The sequence below is a fragment of the Spongiactinospora sp. TRM90649 genome, from assembly GCF_029382225.1.
Taxonomy (GTDB): Bacteria; Actinomycetota; Actinomycetes; order Streptosporangiales; family Streptosporangiaceae; genus Spongiactinospora.
Genome location: NZ_JARLTC010000009.1, coordinates 214,237 through 233,758, shown reverse-complemented (window position 1 = coordinate 233,758; position 19,522 = coordinate 214,237). Strand labels below are relative to the sequence as shown.

The window sequence follows — 19,522 nt, the reverse complement described above, 5'->3', positions numbered from 1 at the left end:
TTCAAGGTTGCCGCCACAGTAGGCGAATTGTGAAGTTCGCTTCCGTGGTGCCCTTGGCGATCACCACGCTCGACTCGGCGCCGACTTTGACGCCGAACTCGATTTCCAGTTCGTCCGGCCGCATGTCCTTCAGCGCCTTGGCCACGCTGCCGAGCGCCGGTCTGATGGTCCGCAGCACGTCGTCCAGGCTCGCGCGGGCCCTGGCCACCGCGCCGTTCCCGGCCGCGAGTTCGAGGTCGGAGCCGTCGATCGAGGCGGCGTCCACCTCGAAGAGCACGGCCTCACCCCCGGCGACGGGAACCGCTAATAGCTGCGTCATGGGCCGACTCCTGTGGCAGGGGAACCATCGCAGATTACCGGACGGCCGACGCCTCGATTTGCTATTTACCGGGAATGCCCGGCCATAGAATAAGACGCCCGTACGCGACCGACCATTCCTTGTCATACGCCGTCCGAATCTCCGCCGGCATCCCGCCGAGGATGGCGGCGACGCGCTCCGGTTCGAGGTCGTCGAGCAGCCACGGCAGGTAGCGCGGCACGTCACCGCCGATCCGTTCGCGCTGCCGCGCGCCGAGGCGGCTCCACTTCTGCTCGTCGAATACGTCATCGATCAGCGGCAGCGCCTCGGTCTCCTCGTGCGCGAGGTGGCCGGTGAGTTCGGCGTGCAGGGTGTCGGCCAGTTCGCCCAGCCGCGCGGGTCCGGACTCGTGGTCGGCGAGGGCGGCGTCGATCGAGTCGAGCAGCGGGTCGATCCGGGCGTGCTCGGCCTCCATGGCGTCCAGTAGCGCCAGGTCACCCGGGCGGCCTTCGAGCAGCCCGGCCATCACCGGCCAGAGGGTCTCGTCCTCGGCGCGGTGGTGGGCGTGCAGGTACGACTTGAACAGCTCCCAGCCGACGGCGGTCCGGAAGATCGTCCGAGGGTCGTCGCCGCCGGGGGCGGTGACGCGGGCGATCCGCTCCAGCTCGCGGCGGAGCGCGTCGTGCATGACGAACATCATCGACATGTCCAGCTTGAAAGCCATATTTCCGGTCCCTTCCATCAGGCCACCGACGCTAATCGTCAACTCACCTAACTGTCAACTTCCCAACTATCAACCACTAAGGGAACCGCTATCCTGTGAACCGACCAAGGAGGTGATCGCCATGGCCCGGCCCACGACCGGCCACCTGCTGCGCCGGGTGTTCACCGCCATCACCACCCACGCCGTGCGCGAGAACCGCCCCTCCCGCGACTTCGTGGTGCTCGACGTGCTCGCCGACGAGGCCGCCCCCTCGCAGCACGACCTGGTCCACCGGCTCGGCATCAATCGGACGATCATGGTCAAGCTGCTCGACCGGCTCCAGGCCCAGGGCTTCGTCACCCGCACCCGCAACCCGGCGAACCGCCGTACACACGTGGTGTCGATCACCGACGCCGGCCGTACCGCGCTGGATGGCATGCGCCGCGCCGCCGCCGAGCGCGACGCCGAGATCACCGCCGCGCTCACCCCCGCCCAGGGCCGCAGGCTCGTCGAACTGCTGGGCGCGCTGGTGGCCGACGACGAGGAGGCGGCGGCCCCGAGCGCCGAGCACCTGATCGCGCAGGCCCACTACGCCCTGCGGCGCAGGGGCGACGCCCTGATGAAGGAGCACGGCCTGCGCACCCGCCACTTCGCGATGCTGCCCGCGCTCGACCGGCTCGGCCCCTGCCCGCAGCAGCGGCTCGCCGACGAGCTCGCCCTCACCGAGCCCGCCACCGCCTCGATCGTCGACGAGCTGGTCCAGGCCGGGCTGGCCGTCCGGGGCCAGGATCCGCACGACCGCCGCCGCTACGCCCTGGAGCTGACCGACCTCGGCCGCGCCCGCGTCCCCGTGGTCCGCGACGCGATGGTGGCCGTCGAGCGCCACGTCGAGAAGACCCTCGGCCCGGAACGGACCGCCGAACTGCACGCCCTGCTCACCGCGCTCGCCAACGGACCTGATGCCGATCCGTCTTCCCCGTCCTAGCATGAGGCCATGGCATGGGGTGATTTCGCACCCCACCCCCCACGGTTCCCCGCGAGCCGTTCAGCCGAAGGGACGCCCATGCCGGAGATCTCCCAGGAACGCACCACGGTGGTCGTCGTCGGCGCCGGTCCGGCCGGGCTCACCCTGGCCAACCTGTTACGCCGGGCGAACGTCGAGTGCGTGGTGCTCGAACGCCACAGCCGTACCTACATCGAACGGCGGCAGCGGGCGGGCGTCCTCGAATACGCCGGGGCCCGGGTGTTCGAGGAATGGGGGATGGGCGAGGCCGTGCTGTCCGGCATGCCGTACGACAGCGTGCTGGAGTTCCGGGTGGACGGGCGTCCCCGCTACCTCGACATCCCCGCACTGTCCGACGGCCGGGCGGGCCGCCTGGTCCCGCAGCAGGTCCTCGTCGGGCGGCTCATCGCCGCCCTGACGGCCGACGGCGGTGACCTGCGGTTCGACGCGGCCGACGTAGCCCTGCACGACGTGGACGGCGACGCGCCCCGCGTCACCTACCGCGACACCGAGGGTGTCCAGCACGAGATCGTCTGCGACTACGTCGCCGGATGCGACGGCCACCACGGGGTCAGCCGGGTCACCGTGCCCGCCGACGCCGTGACCACCTACTCCTACGACCACGGCATCGGCTGGTTCACCGTGCTCGCCGACGTCGCGCCGCCGCGCCGGCCGCTGCTGGCCGTCCACACCAAGGGGTTCGCCGCGCACTTCCCGCGCGGGCCGAAGGCCAGCCGCTTCTACCTGGAGTGCGCCCCCGGCGACCAGCCGGACGACTGGCCCGACGAGCGGATCTGGTCGCAACTGCGGATCCGCCTCGGCGACGACGAGCTGCCCGACGGCGTGATCACCGAGAAGACCGTGGTGGAGATGCGTAGCTTCGTGGTGGATCCGATGCGCTACGGCAGACTCTTCCTGGTCGGCGACGCCGCGCACATCATCACCCCGATGGGCGGCAAGGGCATGAACCTGGCGGTCGCCGACGCCAATGTGCTGGCACACGCGCTGCGCGCCGCCGTCCACGACAAGGACGACGCCCGGCTCGCCGCCTACTCAGAGACCTGCCTGCGCCGGGTGTGGAACCACCAGGAGTTCTCCCGCTGGATGACGGAGATGATCCACGAGGCCGGTGACCCCACGCTCGCGGGTGACTTCCGCCGCAGGCTCGCGCGGGCGCGGCTCGACCGGCTGTTCACCTCCGACCACGCGGCCCGTGCCTTCGCCGACCTGGTGGCGGGCGGCTGACCAGCGGGGGAGTCCTCCGCGGAGCCTTCAGGGAGCCCTTCAGGGAGCAGGTGGGGACGGCATCGGCGAGCCGTGCGCACGGTGAGTGACACTGCTGATGCGCATGGTTAGCATGCGCATCAGCAGCAGCGAGTGGCGCCCGCGGGTCCCGTGGGAGGCAGCCGGCGCCGTCCAGTCCCGTTCGCGCCCGGTCCCGCCGCTCCCGAAGAGAGGACCCACACGACCATGAGGTCACGCCTTACCAGAAGCTTCGCCGGCCGCCTGACCCTGCTGGCCGCGACCGGCGCCATGACGGCTCTGACGCTCGCCGTTCCCGCGGCGCACGCCGGCGGGCCGCCCCGCGTCGACGAGGTGAACATCTTCACCTTCGCCGAGAAGTGCGTCGACGTGCAGGGCAGGAGCATCGACATCGAGACGCCGATCATCCAGTTCACCTGCAACGGCGCCGCCAACCAGGAGTTCCGTATCAGGCGGGTGGACCGCGAGCGGGTGGAGATCCGGACCTTCGCCGGCGCGTGCCTCGACGTCGCGCGCGCCAGTCTCGCCGACGGCGCGCCGATCATTCAGTACACCTGTCACGGCGGGGCCAACCAGCGGTTCCGCATCGAGCGGACCACCGCCGGCCGGGTGGAGATCCGCACCGACGCCGGCAAGTGCTTCGACGTCTTCGGCTCGCGTACCGCCAACGATACGCCGATCATCCAGTTCACCTGCACGGGCAACGTCAACCAGAAGTTCGTGATCCAGGACGCCGAATAGCCGCACCGACGCACCGCCACCAGCGGCGGCTCGGGTCGCGCCGGGCGACGTGGGTGGCGGTGGCGTCGTCCTCGACCAGGCCGTGGTCGGTCAGCTCCCAGAAGTGCCGGCGGCTCGGCCGCAGCAACTGGAAGACCGCCTTGTAGGCCGCCACGCTCATCAAGGCCCAGTACAGCGGGATGGTGAGCATGGCGCGCACGGCCCGGAACAGGCCGCGCTCCAGGCAGCCGGCCATCATGCAGTAGATCATCAGCAGGTTCCCGGCCACCAGGGTCGCGGTGCCGAAGTAGAGCGGCACCGCCGGGAACAGCGCCGCCACATACCGGGTGCCCGAGCACACGTAGATCAGCGTCAGCGCCCAGAAGAACGGGTTGACCAGCGTGGTCAGCGTGGAGAACCCCATCGTGAGGTGGAAGGCGACCGTGCGCCGCGTGCCGAGCTGCCGCCACAGGAGCACCGGATGGCGGGTGTGCACGAGCCAGGTCTGGATGTAGCCCTTGATCCAGCGGCTGCGTTGCCGGATCCAGTTGCCCAGGCGGCTGTTGGCCTCCTCCTCGGTGACCGAGAGCATCATCCGTACGTCCCAGCCGCGCCGCGCGATGCGGATGCCGAGGTCGGCGTCCTCTGTCACGTTGTACGGATCCCAGCCGCCGAGCGCGCGCAGCGCCCCGGTGTGGAAGTGGTTGGACGTGCCGCCCAGCGGGATCGCCAGCCGGTGGCGGTCCAGGCCGCGCAGCATCAGGCTGAAGTTGGCCGCGTACTCGGCCGCGAAGCAGCGGGTCAGCCAGTTCGTCCACGGGTTCCAGTACTGCAGCTCGGCCTGCACGCACACCACCCGGTCCGGCAGGCCGCGGAACGCCAGTATGGCCTTGCGGAGCTGGTCACGGTCGGGACGGTCCTCGGCGTCGTAGATGACGACGAACTCGCCGCGCGCCCTGGCCAGCCCGACGTTGCACGCCTTGGGCTTGGTGCGCGGGTGCGACGGCGGGATCAGGACCACCTCGAACGGCGGCTCCAGCTCCGGCATCGCCGTGCGGGTCTCCGCGTCGTCCTCCTCGACCAGCAGCAGGATCTGCAGCCGGTCGCGCGGATAGTCCAGCAGGCGGAGCCGCTCCAGCAGGCGCGGCAGGACCTTCGCCTCCCGGTACAGCGGCACCAGCACCGTGTAGACCGGCAGCGTGTCATCCGCCAGGCCGCGCACGGTCGCCGCGCCGAACTCGATCACCTTGGATCGCCAGCCGCCCACCAGCACGGCCGTCCGGAAGACCAGGACGGCGACGTAGATCGCGGTGACCGTGGCGATCACCGCCCGGCCCCACCACAGCGCCGACGGGCCCAGGCCGAACGCCCACCGCAGGATCAGCAGGGCGCCCAGGCCGCCGGCCACGACACTCCCGGTCACCACCTGGCCGCGGCTCAGCAGCCGCCGCGCGGTCATGTCGGGGGCCGTGCGTTCAAGGGTCTCGGCGGGAGGCGGGGTGGTCGTCACCGCTGCCGTGAGCCGCTGGTCCAGCGAGGTCATCACACTTCCTTCCGCCGGTAGATCCGCTGGAACGTGTCCCGGTAGACCAGGGTGTAGTGCGTCTCCAGCACGGGACCGTTGTGCATCGCCCGCCAGAGGTGGTCCGGCGACCCGGGGGTGGTGCGCGCGTAGATCCACCGGATGCGCTGCCTGGCGGGCCGCGCCAGGGCGCGTTTCCACAGGCGGAAACTGCCCTCGTAGACGATCCGGCCCATCGGGATGCGGGATCCGAACACGACCGCCTCGTTGCCGTGGTTCTCCATCAGCACGCGCCCGCCGTCGTAGTGGCCGCGCAGCCAGTTCACCGCGTCCGCGACCACCGCGCGGTCCCGGAACGTCTCCCAGCGGAGCGGTTCGGCCAGCGTCGCCGTCCCCGGGACGGCGAGCACCGTGGCCGCCGTGCCCACCATCGCCGCCCGCCGCAGCCGCCGCCGCAGCGGGACCAGCGACACCAGGTACCCGGCGAACACCGCCACCGCCAGCACCATCACCATGGCGAATCTGACGTTGTAGAGGTACTCCCCGACTTCGGGCACCAGCAGCGGGCGCATGCCCAGGTAGAGCGCGCTTAGGAAGAACGGCAGGAACACCAGCAGCGTGTACGGCGCGGCGGCCTCGGGACGCAGCCGCCGTCGCACGCCGTACGCGATCAGCCCGGCAACCGCGACGGCCGGGGACAGCCAGCCCATGTCATGGAATATCGCGTACAGGTAGGTACGCGTGGACATGACCGATGAGCCGATGTTCACGTCGTGCGGCAGCATCCACAGGGACGGCTTGGCGTACTCGCCGGAGTGCCAGTACAGCCAGTCCCCGAAGATCAACCGGCTCCAGCCGATCCAGGCCGCGATGCCGCTGAACGCCACCAGGCCGAAGAAGATCAGGTGCGCCTCCATCCGGACCAGCCCCCGCCTGCGGCGCAGCGTGACGTACCCGACCACGAGCGTCAGCGCGAACGCGAGCACCCAGCCCTCGTAGCGGGTCAGCGTGGCCAGCAGCGTCGCGGCGGACGCCATGGTGAGCTGCCGGTACCGCTCCGTCCGGCACCATTCCTGCAGGTGGAATACGGCCCCGGCGGTGCAAGCGATCAATGGCAGCTCGGTCATCGGGGTGCTCTGCAGGTAGAGCATGTTCGGGTTGAGCGCGACCAGCCCGGCCGCCGCCAGCCCGGCGGCCCGGCTCCGCCCGCCCTCGACCATCCGCGCGGCCGTCAGATAGACGTACCTGATGGCGATCACGTACGACGCCATCGAGACCAGGGAACCGGCGATGCCGGAGTAGAAGATCCCGTCGTGCCAGATCAGCGGCAGTGTCAGGACGTGCGGCAGCGGCGGCCACACCCCGCCGAGCTGTGCCGCGCCCGCGGTGGGGCTGTCGATGACGCGCCGGGAGATGAGGAGGTGGGAGACGGCGTCGCTGTAGGACAGCACGGTGCCCAGGTGCAGGTGATGCACGAACGCGGCGACGGACAGTAGCACCGACACCACCAGCACCCCGGCGAGCACCGGATCGCGCGGTGCGAATCTCCACCTCGGCCGCATCCTCGGGCGCCTCGGCCGCACCCTCCGGGGCCTTTCGCGCGGCGGCCCGATGGGGCGCTCGATGGGGTGCTCGACGATCCGGACGCGGTCGCGGGCGGTTCTGGCCGAGTTCGCGGGGTTCGCGGGGTTCGCGGGGTTCGCCGGGACTCCGGTCGGGAGGAGGTGTTCCAGGAGCCGCCGGTCGAGGAGCGTGCAGGTGCGGAAGGCGTCGTGGCCGCGCGGGCCGAGCAGCAGGCGGACGGCATCGGCCATGGAGTGCCCACCCGGCCGCGGCCGGGACGGCAGGTCGCCCGGCTCGCACCGGACCGCGATCACCGCGTCCGCCCGTTCCGCGTGCCGCACCCGCAGCACGTCGAGCACGTCGTCGGTGTGGAACCCGCCGTCGGGGTTGGCCAGCACCACCCATCGCGTGCCGTCCGCTTCGAGCGCGGCCCGAATTCCGGCCACGATCGCCGTTTCCCGGTCCGTGGTGTCCTCGTGACGCACGGCCATCACACGCCCCGGATATCGGGTGGCGAGTTCGTCGGTGATTTCGCCGACATCCGCGCCCACGATGATGATCCGATGCCCTTGGCACGTTCCTTCCAGGGCGGCGAGGGTTCGCTCCGCCGTGGCCGCGGCGCTTTCCGGTGGAAGGCCGGGAATGACCACGGCCACGCCTTCCACGGTTTCCGGCAGCGGTGAGTTCTCCGTGTGTCGCTGGGTGGACATCAGAGCGCATTCGTGGTGGTCACGCGGCGACGCCGGCTGACAGCGGGCTGTTCAGGGGCGGGGAGCCGCCGCCGGGAGGGCCCTGCGGCCGTGCCGTACTCGATGCTCACGGCGATCCCTCGCTTTCACCGCGGCAAGGAAGAACGTTTGGGTAATTTGATTGGTAGTATCCTCGCCCACGCTGATTATCACCGTTACGGCTGCTCGGTAGCCTTTGCCCAGAACAAAACCCAAGCAAAGCTCCCTAACTGTCGGGCCGCAATAACGTAGTTTCGAATGAATGTCGGCGCTAAACTAGGACAACACGTGCCATATCGGTATTTAGTGAGCGCGAGTCGGTGGTCCCCGGAGGCGGGCACCACCCCTGCGACCCTTAATCCCGCCCCTGTTCCGCCCCCTCACCCGATGGCCGATCTCGACGGTGACGCCGGTCGGCCGCCGCCCCCACCACCCCCGGCGTCACCCCTGTTCCGGCGTGCCCCGGCCCTGCTTCGCAGTGGGCCGGGGCGAGGCGATCGCCAGTGGTCGGGCCGTTCTTCCGGCCGTTCTTCAGGCGGGGCGTACCGCGCGGACGTAGGTCAGCAGTGACGGCAGGTCGCCGCGCTCCTCGATGGCGAACCCCGCGGCCGGGATCTCCTCCGCCAGCAGGTCGTACATGTCGTGCCGCATCGCGGGGGCCGCGAGCACCCGTGCCACGGCCACACCCAGCGGGTTCGTGGGACGGCGGAACTCGGCGATCACCAGCCGGCCGCCGGGCCGCAGCACCCGGAACATCTCCCGGATCGCCGCGCCGCGTGCCGCCGGCGGCATGTGATGGACGGCGAGCGTGGACATGACGACGTCGAACGAGGCGTCGGGGAGGTCGAGGGACTGCCCCTCGCCGACCAGGTACGAACAGTTGCCCGGGGCGCGCCCCCAGGCGTAGTCGATCATGTTGGGAGCCGGATCCACCCCGGTGACCTGGCCCTCGGGCCCGACGACCGGCGAAAGGACACGGGTCAGATATCCCGTGCCACAGCCGACGTCGAGCACCCGGTGGCCGGGGCGCACCCGGGCGTGCGTCGCCAGGCGCGTGAACAGCTCACGCCGCCGCCCGAAGAACGCGAACGAGGTGAACGCCTCGTACACGCGTGGATGATCGATGGTGCCGCCGCCATGGTCGTGTTCGTGGTCATGTTCGTGGTCATGCTTGGTCATCGCCATAATGATCTAGCTCCCTGAAGAAAAATGTTCACTTAATGAAATTGTGTTCGATGCTATGGCAAGGTCAACCACCAAACCGGCCAAGGTGTGCCGAACAGGACAGGAGCCAGGAATTGCCCGGAAACGCGATCCGCGCGGACCGGCGGGTTCGGCGCACCAGGCAGGCCGTCCAGCGCGCCCTGATCGAACTCATCCTGGACAAGGGCTACGACGCGGTGACGGTGACCGACATCATCAACCGCGCCGACGTCGGACGCTCCACCTTCTACGCCCACTTCGCCGACAAACAGGACGTGCTCTTTAGCAATCTGGACGAACTCGCCGAGACCCTGCGCAGCTCCGCCAAGGCGCACGGCGACGACGGCCTGTTCGGCTTCAGCCTGCCGATGCTGGAGCACGTCGCCGAGCAGCGTTCGCTGATGCGGGCCGTGCTCGGACGGCGCGGCGGCGCGGCGATCATCGCCAGGGCCGAGCGATTCATCGGCGAGATCGTGCGTGACGACATCATCGCCGCGCTGCCCCCGGGAGCCCCGCCGCCACCCGCGCTGGACCTGGTGGTGACCGGAGTGGTCGGCGCGTTCGTCGCGATGCTCTCGCGGTGGGCGGACGGCGACCCGTCGGCCGGCCCGGAGGAGGTGGACGCGGTTTTCCGCGGCCTGATCGGCCCCGGCGTCCGCGAGGTCCTCGACCTGCCACGATGACGTCATACCGGTATTGACGGAGCAGGTGGCCCCGAGGGCGCCACCGGTACGCCCCACGCGCGTTCGGCGTAGAGCAGCCTGGCCGCCTCCACGGGCTCTGCTGGGCGCAGGTCGTACCAGTCGCCGACGTTCCGCAGCACGGTCACGATCGCGGTGACGAAGACCCGCCGTTCGATCACATCGTGGGCGAGGATCTCGCGGTGGGCCGCCATGGCCCCGAGTGGGCCTTCGTGGTCGGCGTCGTCCCACTGCCAGACCCGGACGGTGGTGCCCGGCTCGGCGCACAGCGCGGGGGTGAACCGGTCGGCGAGGCTGCCCGTGGTCTGAGCCTTCGCCGGGTTCAGCTCCTGCGCGACGCGATCCTCCTCGGTGTCCTCACTCCACACCGGCCACTCCGGCGTTCGCATCGCGGGCCACTCGGCGGCCTGCGACACCGGCGCTGGCCCAGGGTCCCCGATGCTGGTGCCGTCCGGCGAGTACGGCGGCGGACGCAGGTGGACGCGCGGGTCGAACGCGTCGCGCAGCGGCCAGAACCGCAACAGCCACTTCTCGGCCCCGCGAGGGACGGACCGGCCCTCGGCGGGCAGCAGATGGGCGTCCTTGGTGTAGGCGGCGACGCGGTATTCGAAGATCGGCGGACCGATCAGGAACAGCGCGTCGGGCTCCTCGAACCCTCTCGGTAAGCGGATGATCCCGGTCGGGGACTCGATCATCGCCGAGCCGACCTCCTGCCATGAGGGGTCGGGCGGCTCCGGCTCGGCGTCCCATGCCTCCAGCCGCACGGCCGGGTAATGATGATCGCCGGCACTGTGCACGAGCACGGCCCCCTCGTCCGGCTCCAGCCGCCCGCGCCCCTGCCACTCATCCAGGTCGTCGCGCACGACGAACTTGAACCGCCGTTCCCCGGCGAACACCTCGGTGCCGAGTTCGCGCACCAATCTGGCCATGACGCCCCCCCTGTGCGTGTGGTGAACCGCTTCGCAAGTTATCTCCGGCCCCCGACAGAAAGGGCATATGGTACGGGGGTAGGGTATAGGCGCGAAAGGAGAGACGTGATGCGACGTATGACCGCGCTGGACCCCGCCGACGCCCGCGAGGCGGCGCTGATCGGCGTCGCCGTCCGGGTGCTGCCGGCCGGGCTGGAACCCACCGGACAAGGGGCCTCAGGGGTGCGTGCCCCCGTACCATGAGTCGTAGCGAGACCGCAGTTCAGAAGGGGAATGGGTGGCCGCACGAGCGCACCGACCGGGCCATGGCACCGGCCACGGCCCCGCTCACCACGCCTCCCGGCTGCTGCTTCTGCTGCTGCTCGTCCTCGGCGTCACCGGCATGCACACCCTGGGCCACGCCACCACCCACCACGCGATGGCCGACGCGGGCTCCCACTCGGTGGGCGTCTCCGCGGGCCACGGCCCCGCCGTCGCGGGCGGTCTCGTGGCTCCCGGCCGGGATCTTCCCGACCTCGACCCCGGGGCCATGTGCCTGGCCGTACTGACCTCGCTGCTTCTCCTCTGGATCGGGACGGCCCGCCTGCGCGCCCAGCGCCTGGCGCTCGCCGTCCTGCGCCGCTCCGGCCCCCGCCTCCGCCCGGCGAGACCCCCGCCGCCCGGCATGGCACTCCGGCTCACCCGAGTGACGGTGCTCCGCACATAGGCCGATCGCCGCCCCGCGACAGCCCATCATGCACGACCACCGTTACCAGGAGTCATCGACCATGCACGTGAACCGTGACCGAGCCCTGCGCCGAATCTCGGCCCTGACGGCGACGGCGGGCGCACTCGCCCTGCTCACCGCCTGCGGCGGCACCACCGAAACCGCCGCCTCCGCCGCCCACCCGACGACGACCACCGCCGCGCCCTCGGCGTCGGCCACCGAGTCTCAGCCGGCGTCCTTCAACAACGCGGACGTGATGTTCGCCCAGATGATGATCCCGCACCACCAGCAGGCCGTGGAAATGGCCGACCTCGCCGAGACCCGCGCCGCCGACCCCGAGGTCAAGGAACTAGCCACCAAGATCAAAGCCGCCCAGGCCCCCGAGATCGCCACCATGACCGGCTGGCTCAGGTCCTGGGGCAAGCCCGCGACCATGGACCACGGCATGGATCACAACATGCCCGGCATGATGTCCGACCAGGACATGACCGCCCTGGAGAACGCCAAGGGCCCCGAGTTCGACAAGAGCTTCCTCCGCCTGATGATCGCCCACCACGAGGGCGCCATCACGATGGCCAAGGCCGAAGAGTCCCAGGGCCGATCCCCCGAAGCCACCGAACTCGCCCGCACCATCGCCACCACCCAGCGATCCGAGATCGATCAAATGCGGCAAATCCTCAATCGCCTCTAGCCAAGGCCGACGCCCGGCGCGCCGTTCTCCTTGAGTCGCCATGGAGTACTCGCCCGGAAATTGGAGTTCGCGCCATTTCGCAGGCGTGATCTCAGCTCACCGCTAGAGCGCTGCTCACCGTCCTGCCCGGCTCAGGCTCGGGGGTCGAGGCCGAGGGCGGGGAGGATGGCCTGGTCGACTATGGCGGCGAGGTCTTCGTCGGTTGGAGGGGTGCCGGTGTCGATCAGGCGTTTGGTGACGAGGGCCTCGCCGATGTCGGTGACGACCGGGGTGAGGCGGTCGGTGGGGAAGTGGCCCTGGGCGGCGTAGTGGTGGAGCACGGTGGCGGTGAAGGTGCCGCCGCGGTCGGCGAAGACGCGGTCGAAGAGGGCTTCGGAGATCAGGGCGACGCTCTTGGGGTCGGTGAGGATGGCGGCGACGGCGCGGCCTGCCGGGCTGAGGGCCCAGTCGACCATGAGGCGGAGGGCGCGGATGAGGTCGCCGCGCAGGTCGTCGGCGCTTGGGGTGGGCTCCTCGACCGGGTGCTGGTGGTAGAGGGCGTCGAGGAGCACCTCGGTCGGGTCGGACCAGCGGCGGTAGAGCGTGGTGCGGGGGGTGGCCGCGCGGCGGCCGATGCCGTCCATGGTCAGGCGTCCGACGCCGACCGCGACCACTTCTTCCAGGACGGCGTCGTGGATGGCCTTGATCAGTTCCTCGCCGCGCCGGCGCGTGCGGCTCGTGTGGTCGGCCACCGTCACCCCCTTGCTTAGCTACACGACTGTACTTTAGCGTGGAATTTAGCTACAGTCATGTATCTAATGCTGAGGGGACAATCATGTCCATCGCTCCACCGGCTCCCGTTCACGGGGCCACCCCCATCGACCGGCGCGCGCTCGCGCCGGATCTGGCACGCGGGCTGATGCTGCTGCTGATCGCGCTGGCGCACGCGCACATGTACCTGTCGGGTCACGAGGCGGGCTTCCGCGGATACGCCATCGACGGGAGCGTCGCCGACCGGCTGGTCGCCGGGGCGCAGATCCTGCTGGTGGACGGCCGGGCGCTGCCCATGTTCGCCGCGCTGTTCGGCTATGGCCTGGTCCAGTTGGCCGACCGGCGGCTCGCCGGAGGCGGAGACCAGGGCTGGCCGGAAGTGCGCCGGGTGCTGCGGCGCCGGAGCCTGTGGCTGCTGGCGTTCGGGTTCTGCCACGCGCTGCTGCTGTTCTTCGGCGACATCCTCGGGGCGTACGGGCTGATCGGGCTGCTGCTCGTCGGGTTCGTCCGGCGCGAGGACCGGGCCGTGCTGCGGGCCGCCGTCGCCGGGCTCGTCCTGCACGTCGTGGTGCTGCTGGCGTTCGGGATGCTCACCGTCTCGGCCCCCAAGGGCGACACGCCCGCCGCCATGGCCGACCCGATCGCGGCCACGGTGACGCGGGTGATCGCGTGGATCGGCATGACGCCCACCTACTTCGCCGCGAGCGTGGTGCCCGCCTTCCTGTTCGGGATCTGGGCGGCCCGGCGTCGCGTGCTCGAAGACCCCGGAGCCCACCGGGCGCTGCTCACCCGGACGGCCGTCGCGGGTACGGCGCTGGCCGTCATCGGTGCGGTGCCGCTGATGCTGATCGACACCAGGCTCTGGTCACCGGCGGACGCCGCGGCCGTGCCCGCCTACGCGCTGCACAGCGTGACGGGCATCGCGGGCGGCCTCGCCTACGCCGCCCTCATCGGCCTCGCGGCGAGCCGGACCCGCCCCGGAGGTCCGGGCCCGATCACCCGCGCCCTCACCGCATGCGGCCGGTGGTCGCTGACCTGCTATCTCCTTCAGTCGGTCGTCTTCGTGGCGGTCTTCGCCCCATACGCCGGGGGTCTCAGCACTCGCGTCGGCGACGCCACCGCCTCCGCCATCGCCGTCCTGACCTGGCTGGCCACGGTCATCCTCGCCGCCTCCCTCGCCCCATCCGGCCGCCGAGGCCCCGCCGAATCCGCCCTCCGCCACCTCACCTACCGCCGCCCACCACGTAAGGATCACTCCAGATAGAGGCGGTCGAGGAATGCTCCGCGCGCGTCTCGCTTGGCTTCCGCGGTCTTCTCGATCGTCTGCCAGTCATGCCCGTCGGCGGCGGCGAGCGCGCGCGCCCGCAACCGCCAGAAGAGCGACCGTCCGCCCCTCCCGGAGGAACTGGCCCGGCTCGCCCGGCGCAATGACGCGATCATGCTGTCTCCGTACCCGCTGAACAAGACGCTGCGGATCGTCCTGGACCGGTACGACCACAAGGGCACGGGACCCGGCGAATGGCACCGCTTCATCCACGCGTTGCGCGTGGAGATGTAACCGCTCGTGGTGGACGGGGGGCGGAATCTGTCGGCGGGGGCTGCTAGAACTTGACTCCCCCCTTCCGCTGAGGAGTTCTGGTGATTCACGAGCATCTCACTGAGTTCTACGGTCTGCCCGTTCGGTACGTGGGTGCTGAGGGTGAGGTCGCGTCGCAGGTGGCGTGGCGGGTCGCTGGTGATCCGTATGGGAGTGAGGCGAGCATCGGCGACTCTCTTCAGGAGTTGTTCGGCAAGGTCGACTGCGGTGACGTGCGGGCGTTGGTGGTCGGGACCTGGGGATGGGCGCACGATGACGATCGGGCCGATGTGCCGGTCGCGCTGCTCGTGGAGGCGGCGGAGCGGCTGCCGGCGCTGGAGGCGATCTTCCTGGGCGACTACGTCAGCGAGGAGTCGGAGATCTCCTGGATCGGGCAGTCCGACGTCACGCCGTTGCTGGAGGCCTACCCCCGGCTGAGGCGGCTCGATGTGCGGGGTGGTGACGGGCTGGAGTTGCGGCCGGTGGAGCATGAGGCGCTGGAGACGCTGCGGTTCGAGACGGGCGGGCTGCCGTCCGGGGTGGTGCGGGCGGTGGGGGCGTCCACGTTGCCCGCGTTGCGGCATCTGGAGATGTGGCTGGGGGAGGAGAACTACTCCGGCGACTCCGGGCCCGACGACTGGGCGGCGATCCTCGCGGGGCGGGGGCTGCCCGCGCTGACGCATCTGGGGCTGCAGGACAGCGAGCGGCAGGACGACGTGGCCGCCGCCGTCGCGACGGCGCCGATCGTGGCGCGGCTGGAGTCGCTCGACCTGTCGATGGGCGCGCTGTCCGACGAGGGCGCCGAGGCGTTGCTGGCGGGGCAGCCGCTCACGCACCTCAAGCGGCTCAACCTGCGGCACAACTACCTGAGCGAGGAGATGGCCGGGAAGGTCGTGGAAGTCCTGCGCGGGGTCGAGGTGGACGTCTCCGAGAGGCAGGAGCCCGACGGCGACTGGCGCTTCATCGAGGTGTCCGAGTGATCGTCGCGCATGGGGCGGGGCCGCCGTTCGTGGTCGTCGGCACGCCCGGTGACCGGCGGGTCGGCATGTTCGGCGACGCCCTGCGCGGGCACGGTCTGGCCGGGCCGTTGGTCGTGCCCTGGCACGACGTGCTCGCCGGGGCCGCGTTCCACATCCCGGAGCGGGCGTATGTCCGGATCGACTCGCCCGGCGAAGACCTCGCGGCCGACCGGCTGCTGCGCGGGCCCGGCGCGGCCACCAGGGTCGGCGGCGGGGCGGCCTGGCACGCCGGGTTCGTGCGCGGGCTTGAGCGCGTACGGCGAGCGGTGGCCCGCGCCCCCGGCGCCCGGCTGCTCGCCGACATCGACGAGATCGCCGTGATGTTCGACAAGCGCCGCACCCACGCCCGGCTGACGGAAGCCGGTGTGCCCGTGCCGCTCGCCCTCCCCGGTCCCGTCGCCGGCTATGCCCGGTTGCGCGCGCTGATGGCCCGGCAGGGCTGGGGGCGGGTGTTCGTCAAACCGGCGCACGGCTCGTCGGCCTCGGGCATCGTGGCGCTGCAGGTTCAAGGGGCGCGGGTGCACGCGGTGAGTTCGGTTGAGCTGGTACGGCCGGAGGCGGGCCGGGTCGTTCCCGAGTTGCACAACTCGTTGCGGGTCCGGGCTTATACCGACGAGGGCGAGGTGGCGGCGATCATCGACGCGCTCGCGCCAGACGGGCTGCACGTGGAGCGCTGGTTCCCCAAGGCGTCGGTGGGCGGGCGGGTGTTCGACCTTCGTGTCGTGGTGATCGGCGGACGGCCGACGCACGCCGTCGTGCGCACCAGCCGCACCCCGATGACGAACCTGCACCTGGGCGGCACCCGTGGTGACCTGGAACAGGTCCGGGCCAGGTTGGGGGCGGAGGGCTGGGAGGAGGCCATGCGGGTCTGCGCGCGGGCCGCCGCCTGTTTCCCCGGCTCGGTCACGGTCGGGGTCGATCTCATGGTGGGCATCACCGGGAGGCGGTTCGCCGTCGCCGAGGTCAACGCGTTCGGCGACCTGCTGCCCGGGCTCATGGGGCTGCCCGGCAGTGGCGCGGAGGGCCTCGGCTGCTACGAAGCGCAGGTGGCCCACCTCTTCCAGCGGGCCGCGGCGTGAGAGACATGCGCGCGATCATCGGCACGCACGACCTGCTGCTGGTCACCCTCGACACGCTGCGCTACGACGTCGCCGCCGAGCTGCTGGCCCAGGGCAGGCTGCCCACGCTCGCGGGCGTGCTGCCGGGCGGGGTGTGGGAGCGGCGGCACTCGCCGGGCAGTTTCACCTATGCCGCGCACGCGGCGATCCTCGCCGGGTTCCTGCCCACTCCGGCGGGCCCCGGCCCGCATCCCCGGCCGTTCGCCGCCGCCTTCCCCGGCAGCGAGACCACCGCCGAGGGCACCTGGGTCTTCGACGCCGCCGACCTGCCGGGCGGACTGGCCAAGGCGGGCTATCACACGGTCTGCGTGGGCGGCGTCGGGTTCTTCAACAAGCTGACCCCGCTGGGCGCGGCGCTGCCGTCGCTGTTCGCCGAGTCGCACTGGCGGCCCGAGTTCGGGGTCACATCGCCGGTCTCCTTCGAGGCGCAGATCGCGCGCGCGGAACGCTCGGTGCGCGACCGCGCGGAGCCGGTGTTCCTGCTGGTCAACGTGTCGGCCTTGCACCAGCCGAACCACTTCTATCTGCCGGGCGCGGCCGGCGATTCCCGGGCGACCCACGCCGCCGCGCTCGAATACGTCGACCGGCACATCGGCCGCCTGTTCGCGCTGATGAGCGCGCGACGGCCGTGCCTGGCCATCGTCTGCTCCGATCACGGCACCGCGTACGGCGAGGACGGATACACCGGTCATCGCCTCGGCCACGAGGTGGTCTGGACGGTCCCCTATGCCGAGTTCGTGCTCCACCCGGAAGGGCGCCCATGAGGCCGTACGAAGCCTACGTCTACGCGTATCCACACAAGACGGCCTACCGTCCGCTCGAACCCAGGCCCCGGCTGGAAGAGGTCTGGGCGGGGGAGAGCACCGACGCGCTCTTCCTCTACCTGCACGTGCCGTTCTGCGAGATGCGCTGCGGCTTCTGCAACCTGTTCACCAGGACCGGCGCCCCTGAGGAGCTGGTGGGCTCCTACCTCGACGCGCTCCAGCGACAGGCCGAGGCCGTATGGCGGGCGCTGCCCCCCGGCGCCCGCTTCGCCACCACCGCGATCGGCGGCGGCACCCCCACCTACCTCGAAGCCCCCGAACTGGCCAGGCTGCTCGACCTGGCCGAGCAGTCCATGGGCGCCGACTTCTCCGCCACGCCGCTCGGCGTCGAGACCTCCCCGGCCACCGCCACCCCCGATCGCCTGGCCGTGCTGGCCGAACGCGGCACCACCCGCGTCTCGATCGGCGTGCAGAGCTTCATCGACACCGAGGCCAGGGCCGCGCTGCGCCCGCAGCGCCGCGCCGAGGTCGAGGCCGCGCTGGCGGCGATCCGCGCGGCGGGGTTCCCGACGCTCAACATCGACCTGATCTACGGCATCGACGGCCAGACCCCGCAGACCTGGAGTCATTCCCTCGACGCCGCCCTCGCCTGGCGTCCGGAGGAGATCTACCTCTACCCGCTGTACGTCCGGCCGCTCACCGGCCTGGGGCTGCTCGGCCGCGACTGGGACGACCAGCGGCTCGGCCTCTACCGTCAGGGGCGCGACCACCTGCTGGGCGCCGGCTACGAGCAGGTCTCGATGCGCATGTTCCGGCGGCCCGGCACCGAATCCACCACGGAGTACCGCTGTCAGAGTGACGGCATGGTCGGTCTGGGGTGCGGCGCCCGTTCCTACACGTCCGGGCTGCACTACTCCTTCGAGTACGCCGTGGGCGTGCGCCACGTGCGCGCGATCATCGATGACTTCGTCCGGCTGCCGAGCAGCGCGTTCGACGTGGCCAACGTCGGCTTCGCGCTCGACGGCGCCGAGCGCCGCCGCCGTCACCTCATCCAGTCCCTGCTGCAGGCCGAGGGCCTCGACCGGGCCGCCTACAAGTCGCGGTTCGGCGCCGACGTCCTCGGCGACTTCTCCCTTGACGCCTTCGCGGAACGCGACTGGGTGACCGCCGACTCCACCCGCGTCCGGCTGACGCCCGAGGGCCTGGCCAGGTCCGACGCCATCGGCCCGGCCCTGTTCTCCGGCCGGGTGCGCGCCCTGATGGACTCCTATGACCTCCGCTGACCGCCGGCCGCTGTCGATCTGGGACATCACCCCGAGACCCGTGGACCCGACCCCGCCTGCCTGCGACGCGCCCAGGCCGGAGGAGCTGACCCTGCTCTACCGGGGCCCGCTGGCCAGTTGCGACTACGACTGCCCGTACTGCCCCTTCGCCAAGCGGCGTGACAGCCCGGACCTCCTGCGCGCCGACCGGGCGGCGCTGGCCCGCTTCACCGCCTGGGTCGCCGGGCGCGACTTCCCGATCTCGGTGCTGTTCACGCCGTGGGGGGAGGGGCTGGTCAGGTCGTGGTACCGCACCGCGATGGTGGAGCTGAGCCACCTGGCCCACGTGCGCCGGGTGGCCATCCAGACCAACCTGAGCGCCCGGTCGCGCTGGCTCGCCGACGCCGACCTCGACACCCTGGCCCTGTGGGTCACCTACCACCCGGGCCAGGTGACTCATGAACGGTTCCTGACCCGGTGCCGGGAGCTGCTCGACCTCGGGGTGCGCTTCAGCGTCGGCGTGGTGGGCCTGCCCGACCACGCCGAACCGGCCAGGCGGCTGCGGGCCGAGCTGCCCGATGACGTGTACCTGTGGATCAACGCGGCCGAAGGCCGGGTCTACACCGAGTGCGAGGCCGTGGCCTGGACCGAGATCGACCCGCTGTTCGGCTACAGCAGGAGGCCGCACCGCAGCCTGGGGGCGCGTTGCCGGACCGGGCAGAGCGTGGTGTCGGTGGACGGCGACGGCACGGTGCGCCGGTGTCACTTCGTCGAGCGGCCGATCGGCAACCTCTACGACGGGTCGGCGCTGCGCGCCCTCGCCCCGCGCCCGTGCCCGCTGCCCGTGTGCGACTGCCACATCGGATACGTGCACCTCGAACGGCTGGGCCTCTACCACGTGTTCGCGGGCGGCGTGCTCGAACGCGTCCCGGCGCGCGTCCCGGGCCGCCGCCCGCGCGGGCGGCGGTGATGTAGGGCGGCACCCGCAGGGCTTCTCTGACCG

21 protein-coding genes are annotated in these 19,522 nt (G+C 71.0%); 13 read left to right on the top strand and 8 right to left on the bottom strand.

Going from position 1 to position 19,522, the window contains the following annotated elements; all coding sequences use genetic code 11:
- Position 1: 1 nt before the first annotated feature.
- Positions 2–319, bottom strand: a complete 318-nt coding sequence (locus tag P3X83_RS13545) for a CU044_2847 family protein (protein ID WP_277305370.1) — start codon at positions 317–319, stop codon at positions 2–4.
- A gap of 61 nt (positions 320–380) precedes the next feature.
- The gene (locus P3X83_RS13540) at positions 381–1,022 is read right to left on the bottom strand and encodes a hemerythrin domain-containing protein (protein WP_277305369.1); all 642 of its coding nucleotides are present in this window, start codon (positions 1,020–1,022) and stop codon (positions 381–383) included.
- Positions 1,023–1,143: 121 nt separating this feature from the next.
- On the opposite strand from P3X83_RS13540, the gene P3X83_RS13535 reads away from it, so the two are divergent.
- The 3 genes from P3X83_RS13535 to P3X83_RS13525 all read left to right on the top strand — a co-directional run bounded on the left by P3X83_RS13535 (position 1,144) and on the right by P3X83_RS13525 (position 4,008).
- On the top strand, positions 1,144–1,986 hold the full coding sequence (locus P3X83_RS13535; protein WP_277305368.1) for a MarR family transcriptional regulator: 843 nt from the start codon (positions 1,144–1,146) through the stop codon (positions 1,984–1,986).
- A 78-nt stretch (positions 1,987–2,064) separates the two neighbouring features.
- Positions 2,065–3,249 (top strand): 4-hydroxybenzoate 3-monooxygenase, encoded by a 1,185-nt coding sequence (locus P3X83_RS13530; protein ID WP_277305367.1) that lies wholly within the window; start codon positions 2,065–2,067, stop codon positions 3,247–3,249.
- A gap of 225 nt (positions 3,250–3,474) precedes the next feature.
- Positions 3,475–4,008, top strand: a complete 534-nt coding sequence (locus P3X83_RS13525) for an RICIN domain-containing protein (RefSeq protein WP_277305366.1) — start codon at positions 3,475–3,477, stop codon at positions 4,006–4,008.
- Here the strand turns inward: P3X83_RS13525 and P3X83_RS13520 are convergent.
- From P3X83_RS13520 to P3X83_RS13510, 3 genes are all read right to left on the bottom strand, one after another.
- Complete coding sequence (locus P3X83_RS13520; RefSeq protein WP_277305365.1) at positions 3,974–5,530, bottom strand: glycosyltransferase; 1,557 nt, start codon at positions 5,528–5,530, stop codon at positions 3,974–3,976. The two genes, P3X83_RS13525 and P3X83_RS13520, sit on opposite strands and share 35 nt — an antisense overlap.
- Positions 5,530–7,782: a glycosyltransferase family 39 protein gene (locus tag P3X83_RS13515; RefSeq protein WP_277305364.1), complete on the bottom strand. Its 2,253-nt coding sequence runs from the start codon at positions 7,780–7,782 to the stop codon at positions 5,530–5,532. The genes P3X83_RS13520 and P3X83_RS13515 overlap by 1 nt, the downstream gene beginning before the upstream one ends.
- Positions 7,783–8,331: 549 nt before the next feature.
- Positions 8,332–8,979, bottom strand: a complete 648-nt coding sequence (locus P3X83_RS13510) for a methyltransferase domain-containing protein (protein WP_277305363.1) — start codon at positions 8,977–8,979, stop codon at positions 8,332–8,334.
- Between the two features lie 119 nt (positions 8,980–9,098).
- Between P3X83_RS13510 and P3X83_RS13505 the strand changes: the two genes are divergently transcribed.
- Positions 9,099–9,686 (top strand): TetR/AcrR family transcriptional regulator, encoded by a 588-nt coding sequence (locus P3X83_RS13505; protein WP_277305362.1) that lies wholly within the window; start codon positions 9,099–9,101, stop codon positions 9,684–9,686.
- Between the two features lie 2 nt (positions 9,687–9,688).
- On the opposite strand, the gene P3X83_RS13500 is transcribed toward P3X83_RS13505, so the two are convergent.
- Positions 9,689–10,633 carry a hypothetical protein gene (locus tag P3X83_RS13500; protein WP_277305361.1) on the bottom strand — a complete coding sequence of 315 codons (945 nt, stop codon included), beginning with the start codon at positions 10,631–10,633 and terminating at the stop codon, positions 9,689–9,691.
- Between the two features lie 108 nt (positions 10,634–10,741).
- On the opposite strand from P3X83_RS13500, the gene P3X83_RS13495 reads away from it, so the two are divergent.
- The 3 genes from P3X83_RS13495 to P3X83_RS13485 all read left to right on the top strand — a co-directional run bounded on the left by P3X83_RS13495 (position 10,742) and on the right by P3X83_RS13485 (position 12,030).
- Entirely contained in the window at positions 10,742–10,876 is a 135-nt protein-coding gene (locus tag P3X83_RS13495; protein ID WP_277305360.1) for a hypothetical protein, read from the top strand.
- Positions 10,877–10,910: 34 nt separating this feature from the next.
- Complete coding sequence (locus P3X83_RS13490; RefSeq protein WP_277305359.1) at positions 10,911–11,339, top strand: hypothetical protein; 429 nt, start codon at positions 10,911–10,913, stop codon at positions 11,337–11,339.
- A gap of 61 nt (positions 11,340–11,400) precedes the next feature.
- Positions 11,401–12,030 (top strand): DUF305 domain-containing protein, encoded by a 630-nt coding sequence (locus P3X83_RS13485; RefSeq protein WP_277305358.1) that lies wholly within the window; start codon positions 11,401–11,403, stop codon positions 12,028–12,030.
- A gap of 131 nt (positions 12,031–12,161) precedes the next feature.
- Here P3X83_RS13485 and P3X83_RS13480 read toward each other — a convergent pair whose 3' ends face one another.
- Positions 12,162–12,761 (bottom strand): TetR-like C-terminal domain-containing protein, encoded by a 600-nt coding sequence (locus P3X83_RS13480; RefSeq protein ID WP_277305357.1) that lies wholly within the window; start codon positions 12,759–12,761, stop codon positions 12,162–12,164.
- A gap of 83 nt (positions 12,762–12,844) precedes the next feature.
- On the opposite strand from P3X83_RS13480, the gene P3X83_RS13475 reads away from it, so the two are divergent.
- The gene (locus P3X83_RS13475) at positions 12,845–14,044 is read left to right on the top strand and encodes a DUF418 domain-containing protein (RefSeq protein ID WP_277305356.1); all 1,200 of its coding nucleotides are present in this window, start codon (positions 12,845–12,847) and stop codon (positions 14,042–14,044) included.
- Here P3X83_RS13475 and P3X83_RS13470 read toward each other — a convergent pair.
- Positions 14,032–14,220, bottom strand: a complete 189-nt coding sequence (locus P3X83_RS13470; RefSeq protein WP_277305355.1) for a hypothetical protein — start codon at positions 14,218–14,220, stop codon at positions 14,032–14,034. The two genes, P3X83_RS13475 and P3X83_RS13470, sit on opposite strands and share 13 nt — an antisense overlap.
- A gap of 246 nt (positions 14,221–14,466) precedes the next feature.
- Between P3X83_RS13470 and P3X83_RS13465 the strand changes: the two genes are divergently transcribed.
- Genes P3X83_RS13465 through P3X83_RS13445 form a run of 5 tightly spaced genes read left to right on the top strand, consistent with a single transcriptional unit; the run spans position 14,467 to position 19,489 of the window.
- Positions 14,467–15,336, top strand: a complete 870-nt coding sequence (locus P3X83_RS13465; RefSeq protein ID WP_277305354.1) for an STM4015 family protein — start codon at positions 14,467–14,469, stop codon at positions 15,334–15,336.
- Entirely contained in the window at positions 15,333–16,454 is a 1,122-nt protein-coding gene (locus tag P3X83_RS13460) for an STM4014 family protein (RefSeq protein WP_277305353.1), read from the top strand. The genes P3X83_RS13465 and P3X83_RS13460 overlap by 4 nt, the downstream gene beginning before the upstream one ends.
- A 5-nt stretch (positions 16,455–16,459) precedes the next feature.
- A complete protein-coding gene (locus tag P3X83_RS13455; RefSeq protein WP_277305352.1) occupies positions 16,460–17,257 on the top strand; it encodes an STM4013/SEN3800 family hydrolase in 798 nt (265 codons plus the stop codon).
- Entirely contained in the window at positions 17,254–18,540 is a 1,287-nt protein-coding gene (locus tag P3X83_RS13450) for an STM4012 family radical SAM protein (RefSeq protein WP_277305351.1), read from the top strand. Before P3X83_RS13455 ends, P3X83_RS13450 begins: the two co-directional genes overlap by 4 nt.
- A complete protein-coding gene (locus P3X83_RS13445) occupies positions 18,527–19,489 on the top strand; it encodes an STM4011 family radical SAM protein (protein ID WP_277305350.1) in 963 nt (320 codons plus the stop codon). The genes P3X83_RS13450 and P3X83_RS13445 overlap by 14 nt, the downstream gene beginning before the upstream one ends.
- Positions 19,490–19,522 lie beyond the last annotated feature (33 nt).